Annotated in this window: 17 protein-coding genes; 10 read left to right on the top strand and 7 right to left on the bottom strand. The window is 69.9% G+C overall.

All coding sequences use genetic code 11. From position 1 onward, the window contains the following. Positions 1 to 240: 240 nt before the first annotated feature. The gene (locus tag G406_RS0113625) at positions 241 to 2,739 is read right to left on the bottom strand and encodes a polynucleotide kinase-phosphatase (protein WP_028934270.1); all 2,499 of its coding nucleotides are present in this window, start codon (positions 2,737 to 2,739) and stop codon (positions 241 to 243) included. Continuing rightward, positions 2,736 to 4,076, bottom strand: a complete 1,341-nt coding sequence (locus tag G406_RS0113620) for a 3' terminal RNA ribose 2'-O-methyltransferase Hen1 (protein ID WP_028934269.1) — start codon at positions 4,074 to 4,076, stop codon at positions 2,736 to 2,738. The genes G406_RS0113625 and G406_RS0113620 overlap by 4 nt, the downstream gene beginning before the upstream one ends. Before the next feature lie 178 nt (positions 4,077 to 4,254). Between G406_RS0113620 and G406_RS0113615 the strand changes: the two genes are divergently transcribed. The 4 genes from G406_RS0113615 to G406_RS46715 all read left to right on the top strand — a co-directional run bounded on the left by G406_RS0113615 (position 4,255) and on the right by G406_RS46715 (position 8,978). Further along, entirely contained in the window at positions 4,255 to 4,935 is a 681-nt protein-coding gene (locus G406_RS0113615; RefSeq protein ID WP_028934268.1) for a nitroreductase family protein, read from the top strand. 110 nt (positions 4,936 to 5,045) lie between these two features. Continuing rightward, positions 5,046 to 6,236, top strand: coding sequence for an ATP-binding protein (locus G406_RS0113610; RefSeq protein ID WP_028934267.1), 1,191 nt, complete (start codon positions 5,046 to 5,048; stop codon positions 6,234 to 6,236). Positions 6,237 to 6,687: 451 nt separating this feature from the next. After that, a complete protein-coding gene (locus G406_RS0113605) occupies positions 6,688 to 6,984 on the top strand; it encodes a GroES family chaperonin (RefSeq protein WP_037076532.1) in 297 nt (98 codons plus the stop codon). A 71-nt stretch (positions 6,985 to 7,055) separates the two neighbouring features. Next, the gene (locus G406_RS46715; protein ID WP_156934846.1) at positions 7,056 to 8,978 is read left to right on the top strand and encodes a VanW family protein; all 1,923 of its coding nucleotides are present in this window, start codon (positions 7,056 to 7,058) and stop codon (positions 8,976 to 8,978) included. Here the strand turns inward: G406_RS46715 and G406_RS0113595 are convergent, their stop codons facing one another. Beyond that, positions 8,979 to 9,179: a hypothetical protein gene (locus G406_RS0113595; RefSeq protein ID WP_028934265.1), complete on the bottom strand. Its 201-nt coding sequence runs from the start codon at positions 9,177 to 9,179 to the stop codon at positions 8,979 to 8,981. It abuts the gene before it with no gap. A 67-nt stretch (positions 9,180 to 9,246) separates the two neighbouring features. Further along, a complete protein-coding gene (locus G406_RS0113590) occupies positions 9,247 to 10,122 on the bottom strand; it encodes a helix-turn-helix domain-containing protein (RefSeq protein WP_028934264.1) in 876 nt (291 codons plus the stop codon). 125 nt (positions 10,123 to 10,247) lie between these two features. Here G406_RS0113590 and G406_RS0113585 point away from each other — a divergent pair, with 125 nt between their 5' ends. Beyond that, positions 10,248 to 10,694 carry a CBS domain-containing protein gene (locus G406_RS0113585; protein ID WP_028934263.1) on the top strand — a complete coding sequence of 149 codons (447 nt, stop codon included), beginning with the start codon at positions 10,248 to 10,250 and terminating at the stop codon, positions 10,692 to 10,694. A 2-nt stretch (positions 10,695 to 10,696) separates the two neighbouring features. Here G406_RS0113585 and G406_RS0113580 read toward each other — a convergent pair whose 3' ends face one another. After that, the gene (locus G406_RS0113580) at positions 10,697 to 10,888 is read right to left on the bottom strand and encodes a DUF397 domain-containing protein (protein ID WP_028934262.1); all 192 of its coding nucleotides are present in this window, start codon (positions 10,886 to 10,888) and stop codon (positions 10,697 to 10,699) included. A 135-nt stretch (positions 10,889 to 11,023) separates the two neighbouring features. Continuing rightward, positions 11,024 to 11,599, bottom strand: coding sequence for a helix-turn-helix domain-containing protein (locus G406_RS0113575; protein ID WP_028934261.1), 576 nt, complete (start codon positions 11,597 to 11,599; stop codon positions 11,024 to 11,026). An 82-nt stretch (positions 11,600 to 11,681) separates the two neighbouring features. On the opposite strand from G406_RS0113575, the gene G406_RS0113570 reads away from it, so the two are divergent. Next, positions 11,682 to 12,608 carry an EamA family transporter gene (locus G406_RS0113570; protein WP_156934845.1) on the top strand — a complete coding sequence of 309 codons (927 nt, stop codon included), beginning with the start codon at positions 11,682 to 11,684 and terminating at the stop codon, positions 12,606 to 12,608. 57 nt (positions 12,609 to 12,665) lie between these two features. On the opposite strand, the gene G406_RS0113565 is transcribed toward G406_RS0113570, so the two are convergent. Further along, positions 12,666 to 14,513, bottom strand: a complete 1,848-nt coding sequence (locus G406_RS0113565) for an acyl-CoA dehydrogenase (protein WP_028934259.1) — start codon at positions 14,511 to 14,513, stop codon at positions 12,666 to 12,668. Between the two features lie 216 nt (positions 14,514 to 14,729). Here G406_RS0113565 and G406_RS46710 point away from each other — a divergent pair, with 216 nt between their 5' ends. From G406_RS46710 to G406_RS0113545, 4 genes are all read left to right on the top strand, one after another. Next, positions 14,730 to 15,926, top strand: coding sequence for a peptidoglycan recognition protein family protein (locus G406_RS46710; protein WP_051342054.1), 1,197 nt, complete (start codon positions 14,730 to 14,732; stop codon positions 15,924 to 15,926). Positions 15,927 to 16,132: 206 nt separating this feature from the next. Beyond that, a complete protein-coding gene (locus tag G406_RS0113555) occupies positions 16,133 to 18,757 on the top strand; it encodes a helix-turn-helix transcriptional regulator (RefSeq protein ID WP_245607108.1) in 2,625 nt (874 codons plus the stop codon). A gap of 142 nt (positions 18,758 to 18,899) precedes the next feature. After that, the gene (locus G406_RS0113550; RefSeq protein ID WP_051342052.1) at positions 18,900 to 20,963 is read left to right on the top strand and encodes a hypothetical protein; all 2,064 of its coding nucleotides are present in this window, start codon (positions 18,900 to 18,902) and stop codon (positions 20,961 to 20,963) included. Positions 20,964 to 20,984: 21 nt separating this feature from the next. Next, the gene (locus tag G406_RS0113545; protein ID WP_156934844.1) at positions 20,985 to 22,574 is read left to right on the top strand and encodes an ABC transporter substrate-binding protein; all 1,590 of its coding nucleotides are present in this window, start codon (positions 20,985 to 20,987) and stop codon (positions 22,572 to 22,574) included. The last annotated feature ends 37 nt before the right edge of the window (positions 22,575 to 22,611 follow it).

Here is a 22,611-nt window from a genome sequence, read left to right as displayed (position 1 = left end):
CGGAATCCCGTGACTCACCTGACAACAGCTAAGTCGGCTCCGCGAGTCTCCGAAGGAGTTCCGGCGAAGGCCGGCGTGGTGAATGTCAGCGACCAATCTCGTCGGCTACCAGGTCGGCTCCCAGGTCGGCAACAAGCGCGCGCCCGGCCGACGAAGGAGGCTTGTTTTTCCGGGAGCACCCCCCAACGCCGAAGGCGAGGGGGGTGGTCACGGAAAAACTCCGCGCGGAACAGGCCCAAACTAGAGGCGCGGGTCCACCGGGTCGGATTCCAGGGCCAGGACCGCGGCTGCTGCCTCGTGGACCCGCCACAGGGGTTCGCCCGCGACGAAGCGGTGCAGCGACTCCAGACCCAGGGCGTACTCGCGCAGCGCGAGGGAACGTTTACGGCCGACGTTGCGGCGCGCCAGCCGCGTCAGGTTCGCGTCCTCCCGGTAGTGCGGCCCGTAGACCAGCCGTAGGTAGTCGGGCCCTCGGACCTTCAGACCCGGCTGGACCAGGCCCCTCGGGCCGCGCACCAGGCCGTCGGCGGGCTTGACCACGGCACCTTCACCGCCGGAATCCACCAGCGCCTGCCACCAGTTCGCGCCGGCCGAACGAGACGCCGGATCGTCGACGTCGACCGTGAACCGCTCGGTGCGCACCAGGTGTTCGGGAGCGGCCGCGACCAGCCGATCCAGGATGTCCAGCTGCCAGCTGACCGGTCGGCCCGCGCAGACCTCCCCCGCGCCGGCGAGCACGCAGAACGGCGCGAGCCGAGCCGGCTCGCCCAGTCCGGCGTAGCGCCGCCACGCGGTGTCGAACCCGACGGCGTCCAGCGACCGATCGCGCGCCGCCGCCAGCTCCTCCGTCAGGTCGACGCCACGCGAGACAGCGGCGGACAGAACAGCGGCCACGGCTGAGGTGTCCGCGAGCGCGGCAGCCGCCATCGGCTCGTACCGGTCACCGACGAGGCCGGTTCCGGCGGCGGTCCAGGGCAGCAGCTCGCAGTCCAGTGCGAGCCAGTCCGTGCCGAGCGAGTCCCACAGCCCGGTCGTCTCGCACGCCCCGCGCAGCGCGGTCAACAGCTGCGACGGGTCGTCGAGCAGTCGCCGACCGGTACGGGACAGCACGATCCCGGTCTCCCCGGACGTCGCGCCGAAGCGTGCGGCGGCAGCGTCCTCGCTACGACAGACCAGTACGACCGCGCGGGACCCCATGTGCTTGGCCTGCATGACGACCCGCGCCACGCCCATGCCGGCGAACGCGTCGAAGGCCTGCGTCGGGTGTTCGGGCAGCTCGCCGACCGGCGCCATGGTCGGCGGCAGGTACACCAGCCAGCGCGGGTGCACGGCGTACCGGCTGAGGACCTCCAGCGCGGCCGCCGAGTTCTCGGCGGGGATGGTGATCCTGCCGTGCTCACCGGTGGTCACGCCGCGTTTGCCCAAGACGTCGGAGACGTCCAGCTGGTCGGCCGGACGTTCCTCGGCCGAGGCGGTGGGCGCCGTCAGCGGGCGGATCGGCTCGAACCAGGTCTTCTGCGCCGCGACCGCCACGGTCTCCCGTTCCGGGTAGCGCAGCGCGGTCAGCGAACCACCGAACACGCAGCCGGTGTCCAGGCAGATCGTGTTGTTGACCCATTCGGTCTCCGGCACCGGCGTGTGCCCGTAGGCGACGAGCGCGGCGCCCCGGTACTCCGTCGCCCACGGGTACCGCACCGGCAGCCCGAACTCGTCGGTCTCCCCCGTCGTCTCGCCGTACAGCGCGAACGCACGCACCCGCTTGGACGCCCGACCGTGGAACCGTTCCCGCAGCCCCGCGTGTGCGACGACGAGGTTTCCGTCGTCCAGGACGTAGTGCGCGCGCAGCCCGTCCATGAACTCGGTCGCGGCGGCGACGAACTCCTCGGGCCGCGCGGCGAGCTGCTCCAGTGACTCGACGACCCCGTGCGAACGCTGCACGTCCCGCCCGCGCAGCGCCCTGACCAGCTTCTGCTCGTGGTTGCCCATGATCGCGAACGCCACACCGTCGGCGACCATCCCCATCGCCAGCCGCAGCACCCCCGGCGTGTCCGGGCCCCGGTCGACGAGATCGCCGAGGAACACCGCGGTCCGCCCGGCCGGGTGCCGCGCCGAGGTCGGCGAGCCGTCGGGACCGACGAGCTGCCAGCCCAGCTTCTCCAGCAGCGCGGTCAGCTCGGTCAGGCAGCCGTGCACGTCGCCGATCAGGTCGAACGGCCCGTGCAGATCACGCCGGTCGTTGTAGGACGGCGTGCGCTCGACGACCGCCGAGTCGATCTCCTCGGCGCTGCCCAGCAGGTGGACGCTCCGGAACCCCTCGGCGCGCAGCTTCCGCAGGCTCCGGGCCAGCTCCCCGTACTGGCGACCGACGACCTTCGGCCCGTACCGGGACCGTGCGGCGGCCAGTTTCTCCGGCGGGTTCAGCACGATCGCGACCGGCAGCACGTCGTGCTCACGGGCCAGCGCGAGCAGGCTCGCCCGCGCGGCGCGCTGCGTGTTCGTCGCGTCGACGACGGTGAGACGTCCGCGCCGCAGCCGGATCCCGGCGAGGTGGTGCAGTGCGTCGAACGCGTCGCCGGTGGCGTCCTGGCTGTCCGGATCGTCGCTGACCAGACCGCGGAACACGTCCGAGGACAGCACCTCGGTCGGCGCGAAGTGCCGCGCCGCGAACGTCGACTTGCCGGAGCCGCTGACCCCGACGAGCAGCACGAGGGACATCTCGGGGATGCGCAGTTCGGTCATGCCGCCACCCCCTTGCTGAACACCGCGAGCTGGGTCGGTGAACCGAGCGCGGCATCGTGCTCGCCGATGCCGAGCTGTTCGACCCGGTAGCCGTACTCCTGAGCCGTCGCCGAGCACCAGGCCGCGAACCGCGCTCGGTCCCATTCGAAGCGGTGGTCCGAATGCCGGAACGCCCCGGCCGGCAGGTCGGGGTAGCGCACGTTGTACTCCCGGTTCGGGGTGGTCACCAGCACGGTGGTCGGCGCCGCCGTACCGAAGACCGACGCGGTCAGCGCGGGCAGCCTCGGCTCGTCGACGTGCTCGATGACCTCCATCAGCACCGCCGCGTCGTACCCGGCGAGCCGCTGGTCGGCGTAGGTGAGCGCGCCGTGCAGGAGGGTGAGCCGCTCGCGCGCGGACGGCGCCAGCTCGTCGAGCCGCAGCCTGCGCTCGGCACGGGTCAGCGATCCGCTCGACGCGTCCACCCCGACGATCTCGGTGAACCCGATGTCCTTGACCAGCTCGGCGAGCAGCGCACCGTCACCACAGCCCAGGTCGAGCACCCGGTGCGCGCCCGCGCGACGCAGCTGGGCGAGCACGGCGTCCCTGCGCAGCTCGCGCAGCGGCGTCGCCGGAACCTCCTGGTCCTCCGCGATTCCGAGCGTTTCCAACAGCGGTGAGGTCAGCCGTCGCCGGTAGCGCAGGTAGCGCCGGGTGATCAGCTCTCGCTCCGGGTGCCCGGCCAGCCAGTCGCCGCCCGACCGCAGCAGCTTCTCCGCCTCGTCGGCACCCACCGGGTAGTGCTTTGTGTCGTCCAGTACCGGCAGCAGGACGTAGACCTGCGACAACGCCTCCGCCAGCCGATGTGTGCCGCGCAGCGACAGCGCCGCGTGCACCGGGCCGACCGGTGTGCGCTCGACCGTCCAGCCCAGCGGCTCGAACAACGCGGCGGCGAGGTCGTCGGCGTCACGCACCGCCGGCACACCCAGCTCCAGCGGGATCGGGGTCTCGGCGAGCTCGGGACGTTCCCGCGACCGGCCACCGAGTGCGCTGCCCAGGCAACGGGAGATCGCCACGGACAGCAGCGAGGACGCCGAGTACGGCCGGTCGTTGACGTGCTGGCCCAGCGAGAACCCGTCCGGTGTCGCGCCGCTGACGCCGGCCGCACGGCGCACCAGCCCGACCGGGTCGACGTCGACGATCAGCGCCGCGGTCGTCCGCGCCGGACCGACCTCGGGGAAGCACACGGTCGCGGTACCGAATCCCAGCTCGGCGCGATGCACCCGGTCGGGGTGCTTGGCCAGCAGATAGCCCAGCTCGTCAGCGGGTTCGTGCGTCGTGGTGATCGTCAATAACACGCGGAAGAGTTTGGCAGCTGCGCCCGCTCAGCGGTTCCTATTTCTTTCTAGCCGTATCTAGCCACTCCGGTAGAGAGCTTGATAAAAGCCTGACAAGACCTTTATCAAGCTCTCTAGTGTGTGACGTAGAAAGCTGTATATCTGGCAAGGGAACGCGCTGGGGCGGATCATCGCGGACGTGGAGCTCTACGACGCAATGCGCACCACGCCCGCCACGCGGGCGTACACCGACGAGCCAGTCGACGACGCCGTCCTGCACCGGATGCTGGACCACGCGAGGTTCGCGCCCAACGGCGGCAACCGGCAGGGCTGGCACGTGATCATCCTCAAGGACCCGGAGATCCGCCGCCGGGTCCGCGAGCTGTACCAGGTGGGCTGGCGGGAGTACACCGCCCACGTCCGGGAGGGGCTGGTCCCGTTCGCGCCGAGGGACAACGGCCGCTGGACCGGCCCCGCCGTCGATCTCGCCGAGGCCAGGAACACCCCGGCGCCCAACGAGTTCGGCGACAACCTGGAGCACGTCCCCGCCCTGCTGCTGATCGTCGCCGAGCTGGGGCGGCTCGCGTGCGTGGACAACGGCCTCGACCGGCAGAGCATCATCGGCGGCGGCTCGATCTACCCGTTCTGCCACAACCTGCTGCTCGCCGCCCGCAACGAGGGCCTCGGCGGTGTCCTCACCTCGGTACTGGCCCGCGAGGAGACGACGGTCCGCGAGCTGCTCAACATCCCCGAGGGCCACGGTCTGGCCGGCCTCCTGGCGCTGGGCCACCCCCAGAAGGTGATCACCAAGCTGCGCAGGGCCCAGGTCGAGGAGTTCACCACCACCGACCGCTTCGACGGCACCCCGTTCACCCCGTGAGTGAGTTGGGTTGCCCTGGCAGCCCAACTCACTCACGACTCTTGGACACGGCTAGCGGAAACTAGCCAAATCTAGGGTCGGAGCAATACGGGCGGATACAGTCCGATGGCATGGACCCGGTGCGGAACCCGTTTGCCCCCGGCGCTGGTCAGCGACCCCCTGAGCTGGCCGGCCGGGATCGCGAGCTGGACGCGTTCGACGTCGTGCTCGAACGCGTCGCGCGCGGCCGGCCGGAGCGCTCGCTGGTCCTGACCGGACTGCGTGGCGTCGGCAAGACCGTCATGCTCGGTGAGCTGCGATCGATGGCCCTGCGCGCCGGCTGGGGCGCAGGCAAGGTCGAGGCGCGGCCGGACGCGGACCTGCGCAGGCCGCTGTCCGCCGCGCTGCACCGCGCGGTGCGGGACCTCGCGGTCCGGCACCGCGCCCCGGACCGGGTCGAGCACGTGCTCGGCGTCCTGAAGGCGTTCGCGCTGCGTGCCGCCCCGGCCGACGCGAAGCTGCGCGACCGCTGGCAGCCGGGCATCGACGCACCGACCGTCACCGGCCGCGCCGACTCCGGCGACATGGAGATCGACCTGGTCGAACTGTTCTCCGAGGTCGCCGAGCTGGCCGGGGACGTCGGTTCCGGTGTCGCGCTGCTGATCGACGAGATGCAGGACCTGCGCCCCGACGACGTGTCCGCGCTGTGCGCCGCGTGCCACGAGCTGTCCCAGAACCGCGCGCCGCTGGTCGTCGTCGGCGCCGGCCTGCCGCACCTGCCCTCGGTGCTGTCCGCGTCGAAGTCCTACTCAGAGCGGCTGTTCCGCTACATGCGCATCGACCGCCTGGAACGCACCGAGGCCGACCGCGCGCTGATCGCGCCCGCCGAACGGGAGGATGCCGAGTTCTCCGAGGACGCCCTCGAAGCGCTGTACGTCGCGTCCGGCGGCTACCCGTACTTCGTGCAGGCCTACGGCAAGGCCGCCTGGGACGCCGCGCCGATGAGCCCGATCACCACGGTCGACGTGACGGTCGCCGCGCCCGAGGCCGAGGTCGAGCTGGCCGTCGGGTTCTTCGGCTCCCGCTACGAGCGGGCGACCCCCGGCGAGCGCGAGTACCTGCGCGCGATGGCCGAGCTGTCCGGCGGCAAGGACGAACCGGTCGGCACCGCGACGGTCGCCGAACACCTGGCGCGGAAACCGTCCTCGCTGTCACCGGCCAGGGACAGCCTGCTGAAGAAAGGCCTGGTCTACTCGGCGCAGCGCGGCCACATCGCGTTCACCGTGCCCCATTTCGGTCGCTATCTCCTTGCCCAGGAGTAGCTTCTTGGGCCTGTTCCGCACGGTAGTTTTCTGCCGCCACCCCGCTCCGCTTCGCTCCGGGGGTGTCTTCAGAAAACAGCCCGACTTCGTCGGGCAATCGTGCGCTTCCTTGCGGCCCGGGAGCCGCCGTCCGGTCTGGGAGCCTGCTTGCGGACATCCAAGGCGCCGGCCTTCGCCGGAACTCCTATCGGAGACTGGCAGGAGCCCAAGCCGGTCGTCGGAACGCGGGCTCGTGGCCGCTACATCACTCTGACGGGTGAAGCCAAGATGTTTTCGTCGGAGGTTGTAACGCCATTCGGACCCCCGTCGACAAGCTGGATAGCCCCGTGGCGCTGTTGGACCCCCGACCTGACAGCCCCGCGGGGTTCTTTCATGCCCCAGCATCACTGCGCTTGGGTGAGTCCGTAGCATCTACCGAGTGGCGGACCCGGACTCGAAGCTCGAGATCCAGATGTTGCACGACCGAGTCATGGTGCGGGTCGTGCCGGGCGCGGGTGAGCGGCGCAGCAGCGCGGGGATCGTGATCCCGGCGACCGCCCAGATGGCCAAGAGACTGACCTGGGGTGAGGTCTTCGGCGTGGGCAACCACGTCCGTCAGGTCAAGGTGGGGGACCGGGTGCTGTTCAACCCGGAGGACCAGTTCGAGTTCGAGGTGCAGGCCCAGACGTTCCTGGTGATGCGGGAACGCGACCTGCACGCGGTCGCCGCCGCCGAGCCGGCGGAGCACGGCACCGGTCTCTACCTGTAACCAGCTGCAGCCGGAGCGCGGCTGACTGCTGCGCCGATGACAACCTGGGCGCCGAACGAGGAGAAACAGCCGTGCCCCCACCCCATGAGCGACGGCCCGACTGGGGTAGCCAGCACACCGAGCGCATGCCCGGCCGGCCAGAACCGCGCACCGAGCGGATCGCGCCGCAGGGCCCGCCGCCCGCGCGGCCGCGCGCATCGCAGGGCCCGCCGCCCACACCGCCTCAGGAGCCGCACGAGCCGGGCCTCCGCCGCAAGCCGTGGCTCATCCCCGCGGCAGCCGCCGGTGCGCTCGCCCTGATCTACCTCGGCGACCTGGCGTTGAGCAGCGGCAAGATGCCGCGTGGCACGGAGGTCGGCGGTATCGAGGTCGGCGGCATGAGCACGTCCGCGGCCGAACAGACCCTGCGTTCCCGGCTCGAACCCGAGAAGGGCAAAGGCATCCCGATCCAGGCCGGCAGCGTCCGCACCACGCTGACCCCGGAGGCAGCCGGCCTGCACATCGACTGGGACACGACCCTCGCGGACGCCGACGACCAGCCGCTCAACCCGTTCACCCGGGTGACCTCCCTGTTCGGCTCCCGGCGCCAGGTCGACGTGGTCACGCAGGCGAACAACGAGGCGCTGAGCGACGCACTCGACGGCATCAACAGCCTCGTGCGCAAGGAACCGGCCGACGGCACGATCCGCTTCGACGGTCTCACCCCGAAGGCCGTGTCGGCCGTACCCGGCACGAACCTGGACAACGCGGGCGCCACCACCGCGATCCTGCGCGACTGGACCAGCGGCAACACTGTCCAGCTGCCGATCATCCAGGTCGAACCCGCAGGTCACGTGACCGATGACGCGATCGCCACCGCCGTCACCGAGCTGGCCAAGCCCGCCGTGGCCGACGACGTCAAGGTGATCGGCGAGGGCAAGGAAGCCACGATCACGCCGCGCACCATCGCCGGGGCGCTGAGCTTCGCACCGGACGGGCGCGGCGGGCTCAAGCCGGTCGTGGACATCCCGGCGATCACCGACGCGGTCAAGCCGCAGCTGGCCTCCACCGAACAGCCCGCGAAGGACGCCTCGGTGTCGCTCGTCGGCGCCACACCGAGCGTCACGCCGTCCTCCAACGGCCGGGGCGTGGACTACGAGAAGACGTTCGCCGACCTCGCCGAGGTGTTGGCACGGACCGACAACCGCACGGTCACCGCGATCTACGGCGACCAACCGGCCAAGCTCACCACCGACAAGGTGGAGAAGCTCGGCATCAAGGGCGTGATCAGCAAGTTCAGCACCGGCGGGTTCGCGGCCGACTCCGGGCAGAACATCAAGCGTGCCGCCGAGACGATCAACGGCAAGATCCTGCAGCCCGGCGAGACGTTCAGCCTGAACAACGCGACCGGCACCCGTGAAGCCCCGCAGGGCTACGTCCCGGCCGGCATCATCGAGGACGGTCACCCGGCGCGCGGCGTCGGCGGTGGCGTGTCGCAGCTGGCCACGACGCTGTACAACGCGGCGTACTTCGCCGGCATGACCGACGTGGGACACCGCGAGCACAGCTACTACATCAGCCGCTATCCCCCGGCGCGCGAGGCGACGGTGTTCGAGGGCGCGATCGACCTGCAGTTCCGCAACGACCTGCCGACCGGTGTGCTGATCCAGACCGTGTGGACGCCGTCGAGCATCACGGTGCAGTTCTGGGGTACCAAGAAGTTCGAGGTCACCTCGACACCCGGTCCGAGGACCAAGCCGGTCCCGCAGCAGACGTTGACCATCCCGGCGGGCGAGAAGTGCTCACCGAGCGCGGGCGGTCCCGGTTTCACCACGACCGACACGCGCACGATGAAGGACGTCACCACCGGGCAGAGCACCAGCAAGACCCGCACGGTCCGGTACAAGCCGTCGCCGAAGGTCGTGTGCGCCGGTGCCGCGCCTCCGCCCGCCGCCGCGCCCGAACCCGAGGACCACTCGGAGGACTCGCACGACGAGGCCGAGCCGCCTGGCTGATCAGCGGCCGTCTACCGGGCGGTTCGTACACACAGAGACGAGTGAGGCCTCCGGGTCCTCGCAGGTCGGTCCTTGGAGGGAACCCTCAACCGCGTTGTGCGGGTCCTTCGACTCGGGGGCGGCCTGCGCGAGGCCCGGCCCCAGCAGCAGCGTGCCGGCGATCAGACAGGTGGCGGTGGTCAGTTGTGTGCCCAGTGCCATGAGAGGAGACCTTCCCCATCAACAGTGACCTTCGCTGTTACGAAAGTTACTAGTGAGCTTTGTGGGGTTATTGGGACTGCGCAAGCTGAGTTGCCCGATGGTGGACGGTGACGCGGGACGTCCGCGGGTCCCGGGCGAGGGCGTACAGCGAGTCCACCGCCATGCGGAACCGCGCCACCTCCGCGGCGCCCTGGTGGTAGCTGCCCCGGATCATGCCGTCGGTGTACGCGACCGACGGGGCACCGGGCAGGTCGGCGAAGGACATGATCCGGAACGAGCCGTCCACTCCCGCGTGCGGCCGGGCACTCATCGGCAGCACCAGGATGCTGACGTTCGGCAGGTCGGACAGCGCGATCAGGTGCTCCAGCTGCTCGTACAGGATCTCGGGCTCGGCCGCCGTGCCGTACAGCGCCGACTCGTCGAGCACCGACGACGCCTGGGGCGGATCGATCTCGCGGGTCAGGATCGACTGACGGGCCTGCCACAGCTCGACCCGCCGGGCGATCTCCGTCTCGAGCAGCCGGGGCTCGACGGCGCGGATGAGCGCCTCGCTGTACGTCGGGGTCTGGAACAGCCCGTTGATCACCTGCGAGTCGTAGCACTCGATCCGCGCCGCCGCGGTCTCCAAACCGAGCATCAGCTCGAACCAGCTCGGTGTCACGTCCCGGAACGGCAGCCACCAGTCCTTGCCGCGCCGCGCCGCGTCCAGCAGCTCCACGAACGACGGGATGCGCGCGCCGACCCGGTAGAGCTCCAGCACGACCTCGAGCTCGGCGCGCGACGGCAGGTTGCGGCCGGTCTCCAGGTGTCCGACGTGCGCGACCGAACACCCGAGCCGCGCGGCGACGTCCTTGAGCGTGAAGTCGGTCTGCTTGCGCAGCCTGCTCAGCTCCAGGGCGATGTACCAGCGCAGAACCGTGGGGTCATAGCGGGACGACGGCACCGGTAGATTCTACGTTTTGGCGACTGTGCCCGGATAGGTGACCAATCAGCAACGTCTAGCCCTTCAGATCTGTGGTGCCCGTCACCTACTCTCGGAACGAGACGCCTAGTTGAACGGGGTGGCAGATGAGCCGGATTTCCGATGTGCTACGTAACAAGGGTTCCGAGGTCGTCACCATCAGCGCGGACATGCAGGTATCCGCACTGCTCGAGCTGCTGGTGGATCGCAATATCGGCGCCGTGGTCGTCACCGAGGGCGGTGCGCGGGACGGCACCGTGATCGGCATCGTCAGTGAACGCGACGTGGTGCACTGCGTGCACGGACACGGTGGTCAGCTGCTCAGCACACCGGTCTCGGAGATCATGAGCACCGACGTCGTCAGCTGTGTACCCGAGGACGAGGTCGACAACCTGATGCGCACCATGACCGAACGCCGCATCCGCCACCTCCCGGTGGTCGTCGACGGATCACTCGTCGGCATCGTCAGTATCGGCGACATGGTCAAGGCGCGGATCGGCGAGCTGGAGGACGAGCGCGATCACCTGCACCAGTACCTGGCGGCAGGTTCGTAGAGCTAACCCCGGAGCCTGGTGATCAGCGCGCGCCACTCAAGCGCGCTGATCACCAGGACGGGGCTGTCCACACCAAGCTTGCTGTCCCGGACGCCGACCCAGCCGGGCGCCGTGGCGACCTCGACGCATGAGCCGTTCTGTCCGCTGTAGGTCGACTTGCGGAACTGCCGTAGTTCCGCCGCCGCTGCGTTCACGCCATCCGCGACAGCCGCCGCAAGTAGCCCGAGCCGCTCGCACAGAGGTTCTCTACGCCGCACAGAGGCCGGGGCCTTTGTGCGGCGTGTACTCGGTCTGTGCGAGCTGGTTTCTCCCGGTGCTGGAGCGGCTGATTACTGGGGGACGGTCGTGAACTGCAGGAACTCGGCCGGCTCGGTGCCTTCGTTGTAGTACGAGTGTGGTGTCGTGCCGGGGAAGGTGACCGCGATGCCGGGCTGGGTGGTGACGGTCTGGCCGTCGGTGTGGACGGTCAGCACGCCTGAGGACACCAGGTAGACCTCCTGCGTCCCGGCGGCGTGCGCCTCGCTGTCCCTGCGTTCGCCGGGTTCCAGGCGCCAGGTCCACAGCTCCACCGGGTTCGGCGGGTCGGTGGAGAGAATCAGCCGGCCGGTGCCACCGGAGGGGCCGCGCCACAGCACCGTCGCGTCGGCGATCGTGATCCGGCGCAGGGTGGTCGGCCGGCCGGCGTCGATCAGGTCGGACAGGGAGACCGCGAACGCGTCGGTGATCCGGCACAGGGTGTTGAGGCTGGGGTTGCCGCGTTCGCCTTCGAGGGCGACCAGCGCTCCCTTGCTGACCCCGGAGCGCTGGGCCAGGGTCTCCAGGCTCCAGCCGCGTCGGGCGCGTAAGGCGCGCAGGTTCGCGGCGACCGCCCTGGCGACCTCGGTGCTCGTGTCGTGCTCGGACATGTTCTCTCTCACTCGGTCGCTTTAATGGCACGGATAGTACAACAGAATGTACTAGACTTCTGTCTGACGAGAGGGGTGTGTGGTGCCTGTTGTGCTGGCCGGAGTGGCCGCGGCGGCGTTCGGAGTGGCGGACTTCCTGGGTGGTACAGCAGCCCGACGAGCGCCGGCCGCCGTGGTGGCGATGCTGGCGCAGCTCGCCGGCCTCGGCGCGCTGCTGATCGTGCTGGTCGCGATCCCGGCCTCGCTCATGCCCGCGGTCGCGGTGCCCAGCGCGCTCGGCTGGGGCATCCTCGCCGGTCTCGCCGGTGGTATCGGCGTGCCGCTCATGTACAAGGGCCTGGCCGAGGGGCCGATGAACGTCGTCGCTCCGCTGACCGCGCTGACATCGGCCGCGGTCCCGGTCATCGCGGGTGCCGCGATGGGCGAGCGGCCCTCGATGGTGGCCTGGATCGGCATCGCGCTCGCGGTGGTCGCCGGGGTGCTGGTCGGTGTGACCATCGGCTCCGGTGAGCCGGTCGGCGAGTCGCTCGCACCGTCACGGCAGATGGCTCGGGGAGTGTTGCTCGCACTGTTCGCCGGCACGTGTTTCGGCGGGTTCTTCGTGCTGCTCGCGCAGGCCACCCCGGGCGCCGGGCTGTGGCCGGTGGCGACCGCGAAGGTGTCCGGCAGCCTCGTCGCGGGGGTCGGTCTGCTGTTCGCGCTGCGCGCGGGCGGGTTGACGCTCGGCGTGCCGCAAGGGTTGGAGTCCGGCCGCGGCTGGCTTCAGCGGACCGGCACCGGATGGCGGCTCGCGGTCCTGTGCGGCGTCCTGGACGGGCTGTCCAACGGCGTGTACCTGCTGTCCGTGCACGGCGGCGGGCAGCTGTCCGTGGTGGGCGCGATCGTCGCCCTGTACCCGGCGTCGACGGTCCTGCTGGCTCGCTGGCTGCACGGCGAAAAGATCGGCCCCCTGCAGCGGGTGGGCCTGCTCCTTGCGGTCCCCGCGCTGATCATGGTCAGCGGCGGCTGAAAAGACTCGTGAGTGTTGAGTATGGCCATAGCCATACTCAACACTCACGAGGTTCGATCAGAAGGCTGCTTCGTCCAGTTCCATCAGGGCGTTGTCGGCCGTCTCGACGATCTTGCGACGCGAGGTCAGCTCCGGCAGCACGGTCGCCGCGAAGAAGCGGGCCGCACCGATCTTGCCCTGGTAGAACGGCACATCCTTCGCGGACGCACCGGCGTCGAGGGCCTGCTGGGCCACCTCCGCCTGACGCAGCAGCAGCCAGCCGATCAGCAGGTCGCCGACGCTCATCAGCAGCCGCACGCTGTGCTGGCCGACCTTGTACACCGACGTCGGCTCCTCCAGCGAGGCGCTGGCGTAGCCGAACAGCGAACCGAGCATCGCCTGGGTGTCCTCGAGCGCGGTCCGCAGCAGCGCCCGCTCCTCCTTGAGCCGGCCGTTGCCGGCCTCGGAGTCGAGGAACTGTTGAATCTCGCCGGCCACGTGGGTCAGCGCGCCGCCCTGGTCCTTGACGATCTTCCGGAAGAAGAAGTCGAGCGACTGGATCGCGGTCGTGCCCTCGTACAGGCTGTCGATCTTGGCGTCCCGGATGTACTGCTCGATCGGGTAGTCCTGGAGGTAACCCGAGCCGCCCAGGGTCTGCAGCGACAGCGTCAGCATCTCGTAGGCGCGTTCCGAACCGACACCCTTGACGATCGGCAGTAGCAGGTCGTTGACCCGCTCGGCCAGCTGCGTCTCGGCGCCGCTGATCTTGCCCGCCTTGATCTCGTCCTGGAACGTCGCCGCGTACGTGTACACCGCGCGCAGGCCCTCGGCGTAGGACTTCTGCAGCATCAGGATGCGGCGCACGTCCGGGTGGTGGGTGATGGTGACGCGCGGCGCGGTCTTGTCCATCATCTTCGGCAGGTCGGCGCCCTGGACGCGGGACTTCGCGTAGTCCAGTGCGGTCAGGTAGCCGGCCGACAGCGTGCCGATGGCCTTCGTGCCGACCATCATCCGCGCGTGCTCGATGACCTCGAACATCTGCGCGATGCCGTTGTGCTCCTCGCCGAGCAGCCAGCCGACCGCGGGCACACCGTGCGCACCGAACGTCAGCTCGCACGTGGTGGACGCCTTGAGGCCCATCTTGTGCTCGACGTTCGTGACGAAGGCACCGTTGCGCTCGCCGGGCTCACCGGTTTCCGGGTCGAAGTGGAACTTCGGCACCAGGAACAGGCTCAGGCCCTTGGTGCCCGGCCGGTTCAGGCCTTCGCCCTGGGGACGGGCGAGCACCAGGTGCATGATGTTCTCGGTGATGTCCTGGTCGGCCGAGGTGATGAACCTCTTGACGCCGTCGATGTGCCAGGTGCCGTCGTCCTGCTGGTAGGCCTTCGTGACGCCGGCGCCGACGTCCGAACCGGCGTCCGGCTCGGTGAGCACCATGGTCGCGCCCCAGGCCCGCTCGATCATCAGCTCGGCCCAGTGCTTCTGCTGCTCGGTGCCGTTGCGGTGCACCACGGCGGCGAAGCTCGGACCGGCCATGTACATGAACGCGGCCGGGTTGGACCCGAGGATCAGCTCGGCTCCGGCCCACTGGATCGACGGCGGGATGCCGTATCCGCCCAGCTCGGCGGGCAGGCCGAGGCGGTACCACTCGCCGTCCCACAGTGCTTTGAACGACTTCTTCAGTGAGTCCGGCAGGGTCACCGAATGGGTGGCCGGGTCGAACACCGGCGGGTTACGGTCGGCGTCCACGAACGACTCGCCGAGCGGCCCGGTGGCCAGCGTCGCGAGCTCGTGGAGGACACCGCGCGCGGTGTCCTCGTCGGCTCCGTCCTCGCCGAACGCGCCCGCGTTCAGTCTGTCCTGAATGCGGAAAACCTCGAAGAGGTTGAATTCCTGATCACGGACATTGGTCTTGTAGTGACCCATGGTCGAGGCTCCCTACTCGCTAGTAACACCAGGATATTACCCACCAGTAACAATGGCAAGCCGGGTTTGGCGGCTGTGAATGCGCTGAGTCCCGACACGCCACGATGATCACCCACTAGGGGGTGGGTGGTGGCATGTTGGATAACGGTGAGCGATCGTGATGGCCGTTGAGCCGGAAACTATTCCGATCTCTCGTCGTTCTGTCAGGGGGCGTGTGTGAGCGAGTCCTACCGCGCGTCGCTGAGAGTCACCGAGCTCGACGAATACGGTCTCCCGGTCGAACCGGAGCCGCTGCCCCCCGAACCCCCTCCCGGCTTCGGGCGGATGTCGCGGCGGGGGCTCATCACCCTGGCCGGCGGCCTGGCACTCGGTGGGAGCGCGGTACTACCCGGGATGTTCGCCGCCCAGCCGGTGAACCGGCTCGCCGACGGACAGCAGGTCGCCGGTCAGCCCGCGATCTACGACTGCGAGTCCTGGGGCGCACGGAAGCCGTCCTCCCCGGTCAAGGAACTGGACGACAAGCCGTCCAAGATCATCGTGCATCACACCGCGACGACCAACTCGAACGACGTGACCGTCCCCGACCTCGGCATCCTCGCCAGGTCCATCCAGACCTTCCACATGAAGACCAACGGCTGGATCGACACCGGCCAGCACTTCACCATCAACCGAGGCGGGCTGATCGCCGAGGGCCGCCACCGCAGCCTGGAAACCCTGCTGGAGGGCGACAAGTTCATCGAGGGTGCGCACTGCGTCAACCAGAACGAGAGCTCGATCGGCATCGAGAACCAGGGCACGTACACCCAGATCAACCCGCCGGTCGGCCAGTTCACCACGCTGCGCAACCTGTGCGTGTTCATCTGCAAGCAGTACGGACTGACCGCGTCCGACCTGTACGGCCACCGGGACTTCTGGGACACCGCCTGCCCCGGCGACAAGTTCTACGCGCTGCTGCCGACGCTGCGCAGCCAGGTCGGTCAGCTGCTCGGCGAGAAGCCCGGGTCCGGCAAGGACCGGGGCGGCGACCAGCTGGCCTCCACCGCGTACCACCAGCCCAGCTGGCCGCTGCTGCGGATCGCGGACAAGGGCTCCACCGTGCTGGCGGCGCAGCATCTGCTGCGCGGCGCCGGAGTGACCAGCGTGCCCGCCGACGGCGAGTTCGGCCGCGCCACCGCGGACGGCGTCATGGCGTTCCAGCGGCAGCACGGCATGGCGGCGAACGGCATGATCGGCGGCGGGTCGTGGCCGTTGCTCGCGGTGCCGGTCCGGATCGGGCAGGGCGGTGAGCGGGACGCGGCGGTGCACGCCCTCACCAGCGGGGGCAAGCGCACCTGGCCCGGTGCCCGGCTGCCGTCCACGATCACGGCCACCGAGTGGAAGCAGCTGCTCTCGTCGGCCGCCACCCCCACATAACCCCAGCTCACCACCCGTGAGTGGCGAGTGGTCCGCGGAGACCACTCGCCACTCACGGGTGTAATGCGGCGACAGCGCGGCGGGATCCGTGACAGTGTCGTGGACACCGTCACAGCGCAATTACCCGGCGCAGTAGTCTCAGTGAACTCGTCACTATCGGGTGAGCGCGAGATAGCCCACGTGCTCACCAGCGAGGGGAGAGGTGTGTGAGCGTTGGCACCCGCATGCCGGCGCGGACCGATCTGACCGGCGACCTCCGAGGTGAGGCCCGGTTGACCGGTTCGCCGGCCGCGCGCCGCCTGTACCGGGAGATCGCCGCGAAGCCCGGGGAGCCGCTACTGCTCAGCGTGGTCGGCGTCGGTGGCTGCGGCAAGACCGTGCTGCTGGACGCGCTCGCCGAGCTGTACGCCCAGGCCGGTGTGACGGTCTGTCGGGACGTGTCCTCGGCCGACGCGGGTTCGGTGCTGCTGATGGACGACGCCCACCGGCTGAGCGCCGCCGAGCTGGACGCGCTGCGCGCGCGGGCCGCCGAACCGGGCGCGCGCCTGGTGGTGGCGCAACGGCCCTGGCCGAGGTCCGCCGCGCTCGACGCACTGGGAGCCGTGCTGACCAGGGGTCGGGCGCCGCTGGTGCTGGGCAACCTGGACCGCTCCGGCATCGCGGGCCGGGCCGCGCAGCTGACCGAAGGCCGTCCGCCGGTGCCGTTGGTCGAGCTGGTCGCCCAGCAGACCGACGGCCTTCCGGTGCTCGTCGACCGCCTGCTGTCCGCACTGCGCGACTCCGGCGGTCTCAAGGGCGACGGGGCGATCCCGGCCGGGCTGGTCGAACAGCTCTACTACGAGCTGGACCGTCAGCCCGAGCAGCTGCGCGAGCTGGCACTGGCGCTGGCCGTCGGCGCGCCGATGGACGCCGAGGTGCTGTCCCCGTTGCTCGACGCGACCGACGAGGACGTGGTGGCGTTGTCCGAGCAGGCCCGAGCCGCCGGTCTGCTCACCGACGGCGGTGCGCTGCGCCCGATCCTCGCCACCTCGGTGCTGCGCCGGACCCCCGCGGTGCGCCGGCTCGCGACCCGGCGGCGGCTCGCCGAGGTCCAGCTCGACCGTGGCGGTTCGGTACTCACCGCCGCGCGCAACCTGCTCGACACCGGAGCGTCCGGCAGCAGGGTCGCCTCGGTGTTCGAGGTCGCGGCCGACGAAGCGCTGAAGGACGGCTCACCGCTGGCGGGCAGGCTGCTGGACGCGGCGATCGCGGCGGGCGCCTCAGCGGCGAGCCTCGCCGCGCGCGGCGCCGAGGCGGCCGCCCGTGCGGGCGATCTCGACCGCGCGCTGGAGCTGGCCGACCAGGTGCTCGCCGATCCCGAGGGCTTCACCGAGGCCGACCGGGCGCGCGCGGTCAGCGTGGCCGCCGCCGCACTGGCCCAGCGCGGTCTGCTCGCGCGCAGTGCCGAGCTGTACCGCTGGCTGGGCGCCGAGTCGCTCGGGGCGAACGCGGTGGTCGCGGTGCCCGCCCTGCTCGGTACCGGGGCGCTGGACGAGGCGCGAGCCCTCCTGGAACCGCCGCCGGCCGTTCCGTCCTCCGCGCCGAGACGCCCGCCGACACTGCTCGCCGGTGCCGAGCAGCTCATGGCGCGAGGCGTGTACGACACGATCGTCGGCTCCCCGACCGCCGCGCTGTCCCAGCTGGCCAGAGCCGCCGCACTGCTGGAACCGACCGGTGCGGGCGCGCTGCTCCCGGACACCCCGGCCGCGCTGGCCGCGTTGGTCGCCGCGCACTGCGGTGAGCTGGACGTCGCGCAGTCGGTGCTGGACCGCGCGGTGACGGCCGGGCTCGGCGGCCGGTCGGCGGCGAGCCGCCACCGCCTGCTGCAGGCCTGGATCGCCATGTCCCGAGGCGCGACGAGCCTGGCCAGGAGCCTGCTCACCGAGGTCGACGCCACCGGCAGGCTCGAACCGCGCGACGAGCTCGTCGCGTCCGCGCTGGAGGTCGGGCTGGCCCGGCGCGCCGGTGACCTCGCGGCGCTCATGCCCGCCTGGGGACGGGCCCGCGAGGCGATCGTGCGCCACCCGGTCGACCTCTATGTGTTGCAGCCGCTCGGCGAGCTCATCGTGGCCTCGGCCAGGCTGCGTGAACAGCCCTGGGTGCGCCCGCACCTGCAGGAGGCGCATGCGCTGCTGGAACAGCTGAACTACCCGGTCCTGTGGTCGGCGTCGCTGTACTGGTCGGAGCTGCACGCCGCCCTGCAGGCGGAGGAGTGGGCCGAGGCGGAGCGTCAGGCCGCCGCGTTGGAAGCCGCGTCGTCGGGTGGCAGCCGCTACGCGGCCGCGATGGCCGTCGCGGCGCGCAGCTGGCTCGCGGTGCTGCACGGGGACGTCGACCAGGCCTCGGTGGAGTCGGCCGCTCGCGGGCTGCACGCGGTGGGACTGTCCTGGGACGGCGGGAAGCTCGCCGGCCAGGGCGCGATCCGCACGACGGACCGCAAGGCGATGTCGGCGCTGCTGCAGTGCGCGCGGGGCCTGCAGAGCACCTCACCCACGAACGGCTCCGAGCCTGCCGCTGAGTCGGTCACACCGGTCGCCCCGGTCTCTCCGGCGCCGTCCTCGGCGGCGCCCCAGTCCGACAACGAGCCCACCGGCGCGTTGAGCGACCGCGAGCGGGAGGTGGCGGAGCTGGTCCTCGGCGGCCTCACCTACAAGCAGATCGGCGAACGCCTGTTCATCTCGGCCAAGACGGTGGAACACCACGTGGCCCGGATGCGCCAGCGCCTGGGCTCGAACAGCCGCAGCGAGCTGATGGCCCACCTCAGGATGATCATTACTCCCCGGTCCAACTAGGTAGACCGCATCGGGCGCCCCACCCGGCGTCAGGGCGAACCGCGATATCAGGAAGCACGCGGCCAATCGTTGCTATATAGTCCTCTGTGGACAATATAGTAAAGCCGGATTCGATCTTGGCGACCTACGAAGGCTGGGGCTGATGTCGGATCAGGTTCCCCTGTCGAGTGCGGAGCTGCTCTACCGACGGCTGCTGGTGAGTCGCACCGTCGACGAACCTCGCCCGCGCAGACAGCCGGTCGTGGTGTTGCTCGGACCGGCCGGTTCGGGAAAGACCAGGTCCCTGCGGGCGATCTCCGAGGACTGCGGGCCCGGCGTCGTGCATGCCCGGTTCGACTTCGCCTCGGCGCCCGCGCGCACCGAACCGGTGACCACCGTCGAGGTGCTGAGCGACCTGGCCTACCAACTCTCCCGGAAATGGGCGAACCGCGGTCCAGCGCGCTTCACCCGGCTGGCGCTGGGCCTTCTCGCGGTGCAGGCGAAGCTGAGTAATGACCACAGCAAGGCCAGTGACGAGCTGGGCGCCCTGATCCGGGACTGGTCCCGGGTTCCACACGCGGACCGCACCGCCGACCTGGTCGGGGCACTGCTGGATGCCGCGGAAGCGATTCCCGGTGTACCCGAGTCGGTCGTACGGGCATTGAGGCCGACGCTGCCGGAACTGATCAGGACCGTTGTCCGTAAGCCTCTTCGCGGGGCTCACCAATGGCACGCCGACATCCCGGAGGCCCAGGGCGCAACACCGAAGGACGCCCTGCTCACTCTGCACGACATCGCCCGCCGCGACGTAGCGACCATGACCTCGTGGCTGACCCAGGCGTTCCTCGCCGACGCCAGGGAAAGCCACCCCAGGATGGCGAGAACCGAGCCCGGTGCGCCCTGTTCCTGTCAGGAACCGCGCCGTCACCAGCATGCCTGGGTGCTGCTGCTGGACAACCTCGATCATCCCGGCGGCGCCGAGTTCGTGGCGGACCTCGCGAACGCCCGCCAGCGTCACACCGACCACCATCCCGACGACCACGACGCGCTGCTGATCGTTGCGTCCAGCGGCCGATGGAACGCGGACTGGGAGTCCGACTGGCGAGTGCCCTGGAGGGCCGCGCCGATCGGGCACGACGGCCTGGCGACGATCCCGCGGTGCGGCGCCGCCAAATACCAGCACTGGGCCGCCTCGACCGCGCAGCCGGTGCCTCCCGTGTACTACCCGGTGCTGCTGGAACCGCTCGACCTCCAGGAGACCGCGCGACTGCTCGACATCGACGCGACCGCTGATCCTCGATGCGTTCTGGCACGGCGAGCCACCGGAGGCCTGCCGATGGCGGTGGAGGTGCTCAGGCCGCTGCTGCGGGGCGGGCGGCTCGATCCCGGATCCCGGACCCTGCTCGGACCGTCCTCCGTGCGGCAGCAGTTTCCCGGGGACGAGCCGAGAGAGGCCGATCCGTGGCATGAACGGCTGGTCAAACTTCGTCTGCACACACAGTTCGACGGCCTCAGCATCAGCGACTTCGTTTCGGCGGCCCCGTTCGCCACCGCGCCGTGGCTCATACCGGACAGCGCTCCGAGCCTGATCACCGCGCCGAGAGTCGGGCAGATCCTCACCGAGCTGCGCGCCGCGCTGTGGGTCACCGCCCCGGTGGAGGGCGGAGCCACCGCGAACCACGCCGAGCTGCACCCCTGGGTCGCGCAGACCCTGGTGTCCGCGCTGGCAGCCCGGCCGAGATCGCTCACCCACGACTACCCGACCCAGTTCACCAAGTTGCTGGCCGATCAGAGCGATGACGGCGAGCGAACCGAGGATGATCTCGTGCGCATCGCGTACTGCTGGCTCGCACTCGGCCGGTTCAGCGACGTGGTGTCGTACTTCACCGCGCACTTCGATCGGGGTCCGCACCAGGAGTGGATCGACCGCCTCCGTCTTGTCGCGACAGCGCCGAGCAGCCAGCCGCACGACCACCCGACGGCCGTCCTGTTCGACCAGCTGGTCAACTCCGACGCCGAACAGCACCCGGAGCGGACCGACGTCCGCAACGTCGTGACGCGCCTCGTCGCCGGACTGTGGCTGGCGAGGAGCCCGTTCACCATGCCCGATCCCGCGCAGTGGCATGCCATAGCGGAGGAATACCGGCGCCTGCCCGGCAAATCCCGCCGTCCGGATGTCTCCGCGCTGAACACGGCCGCGGCGAAGGCGACCAGAGGAATTCTCTGACTCGGAGAAAGGTGAACGTCGATGACCCGGACGCAACCCGTCATGCCGAGGCCGAGTTGGTGGCCTTATCGGTACTACCTCGCCGCGTGTGTCGTCCTGCTGGTCGCTGTGGTCGTGTGGGTGCTGTGGCCGAGGTGCGGAAACGGGCTGCGCTCCCCAGAGGACGGATCGTCGGACGGGTGTGTCGGGCTCAACCTGGACTCGACGAGCTTCGGGGCAGGCGAGGAGTTCACGAAGCTGGAGAAGATCCTTGCGAAGCAGAACGCGGACATCACCGGCGACTACGTCACGATCGTCCTGCTCGACAACCTGACGCCGGACCCGTCGAGGGACAGCGTCGCCGTCCAGACCGTTCAGCATGCTGTCGCGGGAGCCATCACCGGCCAGTGGCGGGCGAACCACACCCCGGTGGCCAACGGCAGTGGTCACTCCGACGATCCGCAGAAGGCGACCGTCAAGATCAAACTTCTGCTTGCCAACTACGGGAGCCAGGGAAGCTCCGCGCAGCAGGCTGTCGATGCGATCATCGAGGCGCGCAACACGGAGCACATCGTCGCCGTCACCGACTTCGGGCAGAGTCTGCAGACCACCCGAAAGGCCGCGAGCGATCTGTCCGACGCGCACATCGCCGTCGTTGCTTCCCTGGTGACCGGTGACGACATGAACCTGGGCCTCGACGGGCAGCCGATCGAGCGTTTTCACCGCATCGCGGCGAACAACACCCAGCAGGCCGAAGCGGCCGTGTCGACCCTGCCCCCGGGCGGCAACGTCGTTCTGGTGGAGGACACCAACAGGTCGGACAACTACGCTCGGTCTCTCGCGATCGCCTTCACCAAGTCGTACGCAGTGAGGTTCCCCACTCAACCTCCACCGAACTCGGTGACCTATCGATCGCCCGACGAGCCGCTGAACGACTCGAAGCGCCGGGCTCACATGACGAACATGCTCGGCGGGAGCCCACGCCTGCAGATCTGCCTCAACAAGCCGGATGTGCTCTATTTCGCGGGCAGGGGCGTCGATCTGAGTGCCCTGCTGGCCGCGCTGGCGAAGGGTGGCGACTGCAATCTCAAGCCCATGACGATCGTCACGGGAGATGACGCGACCGCGATCCTCGGTAGTCCGGTCCCGATGATCGGCTCCGCATCGGTGACCGTCGTCTACACGGGCGAGGCCACGGTGAACCAGTGGAACGGGAGCACGCCGGAGGAGTCAGCCGAGTACCGGTCGTACGCGCGCAACTACCAGGACTTCGTGTCGGCGTTCACCGGCCGTACGTTGGGCGCGCCGAAGGTCGGCGCGGAGCCCGACCTGCCGGATGGTTACGCGATGGTCAACCACGATGCCGTGCTCACCGCGGCCACCGCGGCCCGGAGCGTCGACTCGGCGGTCAACAACCCAGGCACCGTTGCGGACGCGTTCACCGGGATCAACTGCAACGCTCCGGTGGCCGGCGCGAGCGGTCCGATCGCGTTCAGCAAGGAGAGCAACGGTAACGCGACCCACCGCCCCGTCCCACTGATCATGATCACGCCCTCCGGCGGCGCGGTCCCGCAGCGACTCCTGTGGCCAACCGGCAAACCGCAGGAGGTCTCGACCCGAGGCTGCAGGTAGCCCAGCTCGCACAGACCGCGTACACGCCGCACAGAGG

This window comes from Actinospineispora spinosispora DSM 44797, assembly GCF_000429025.1.
Taxonomy (GTDB): domain Bacteria; phylum Actinomycetota; class Actinomycetes; order Mycobacteriales; family Pseudonocardiaceae; genus Pseudonocardia; species Pseudonocardia spinosispora.
This window is presented reverse-complemented; position numbering and strand designations above follow the sequence as displayed.

Coding starts and splice junctions, on each gene's coding strand:
- G406_RS0113595 (WP_028934265.1), bottom strand. CDS start 9,179: ATGGCACTGGGCACACAACTGACCACCGCCACCTGTCTGATCGCCGGC.
- G406_RS0113610 (WP_028934267.1), top strand. CDS start 5,046: ATGGACCCGGTGCGGAACCCGTTTGCCCCCGGCGCTGGTCAGCGACCC.
- G406_RS0113585 (WP_028934263.1), top strand. CDS start 10,248: ATGAGCCGGATTTCCGATGTGCTACGTAACAAGGGTTCCGAGGTCGTC.
- G406_RS0113575 (WP_028934261.1), bottom strand. CDS start 11,599: ATGTCCGAGCACGACACGAGCACCGAGGTCGCCAGGGCGGTCGCCGCG.
- G406_RS0113625 (WP_028934270.1), bottom strand. CDS start 2,739: ATGACCGAACTGCGCATCCCCGAGATGTCCCTCGTGCTGCTCGTCGGG.
- G406_RS0113545 (WP_156934844.1), top strand. CDS start 20,985: ATGACCCGGACGCAACCCGTCATGCCGAGGCCGAGTTGGTGGCCTTAT.
- G406_RS0113605 (WP_037076532.1), top strand. CDS start 6,688: ATGTTGCACGACCGAGTCATGGTGCGGGTCGTGCCGGGCGCGGGTGAG.
- G406_RS0113550 (WP_051342052.1), top strand. CDS start 18,900: ATGTCGGATCAGGTTCCCCTGTCGAGTGCGGAGCTGCTCTACCGACGG.
- G406_RS0113565 (WP_028934259.1), bottom strand. CDS start 14,513: ATGGGTCACTACAAGACCAATGTCCGTGATCAGGAATTCAACCTCTTC.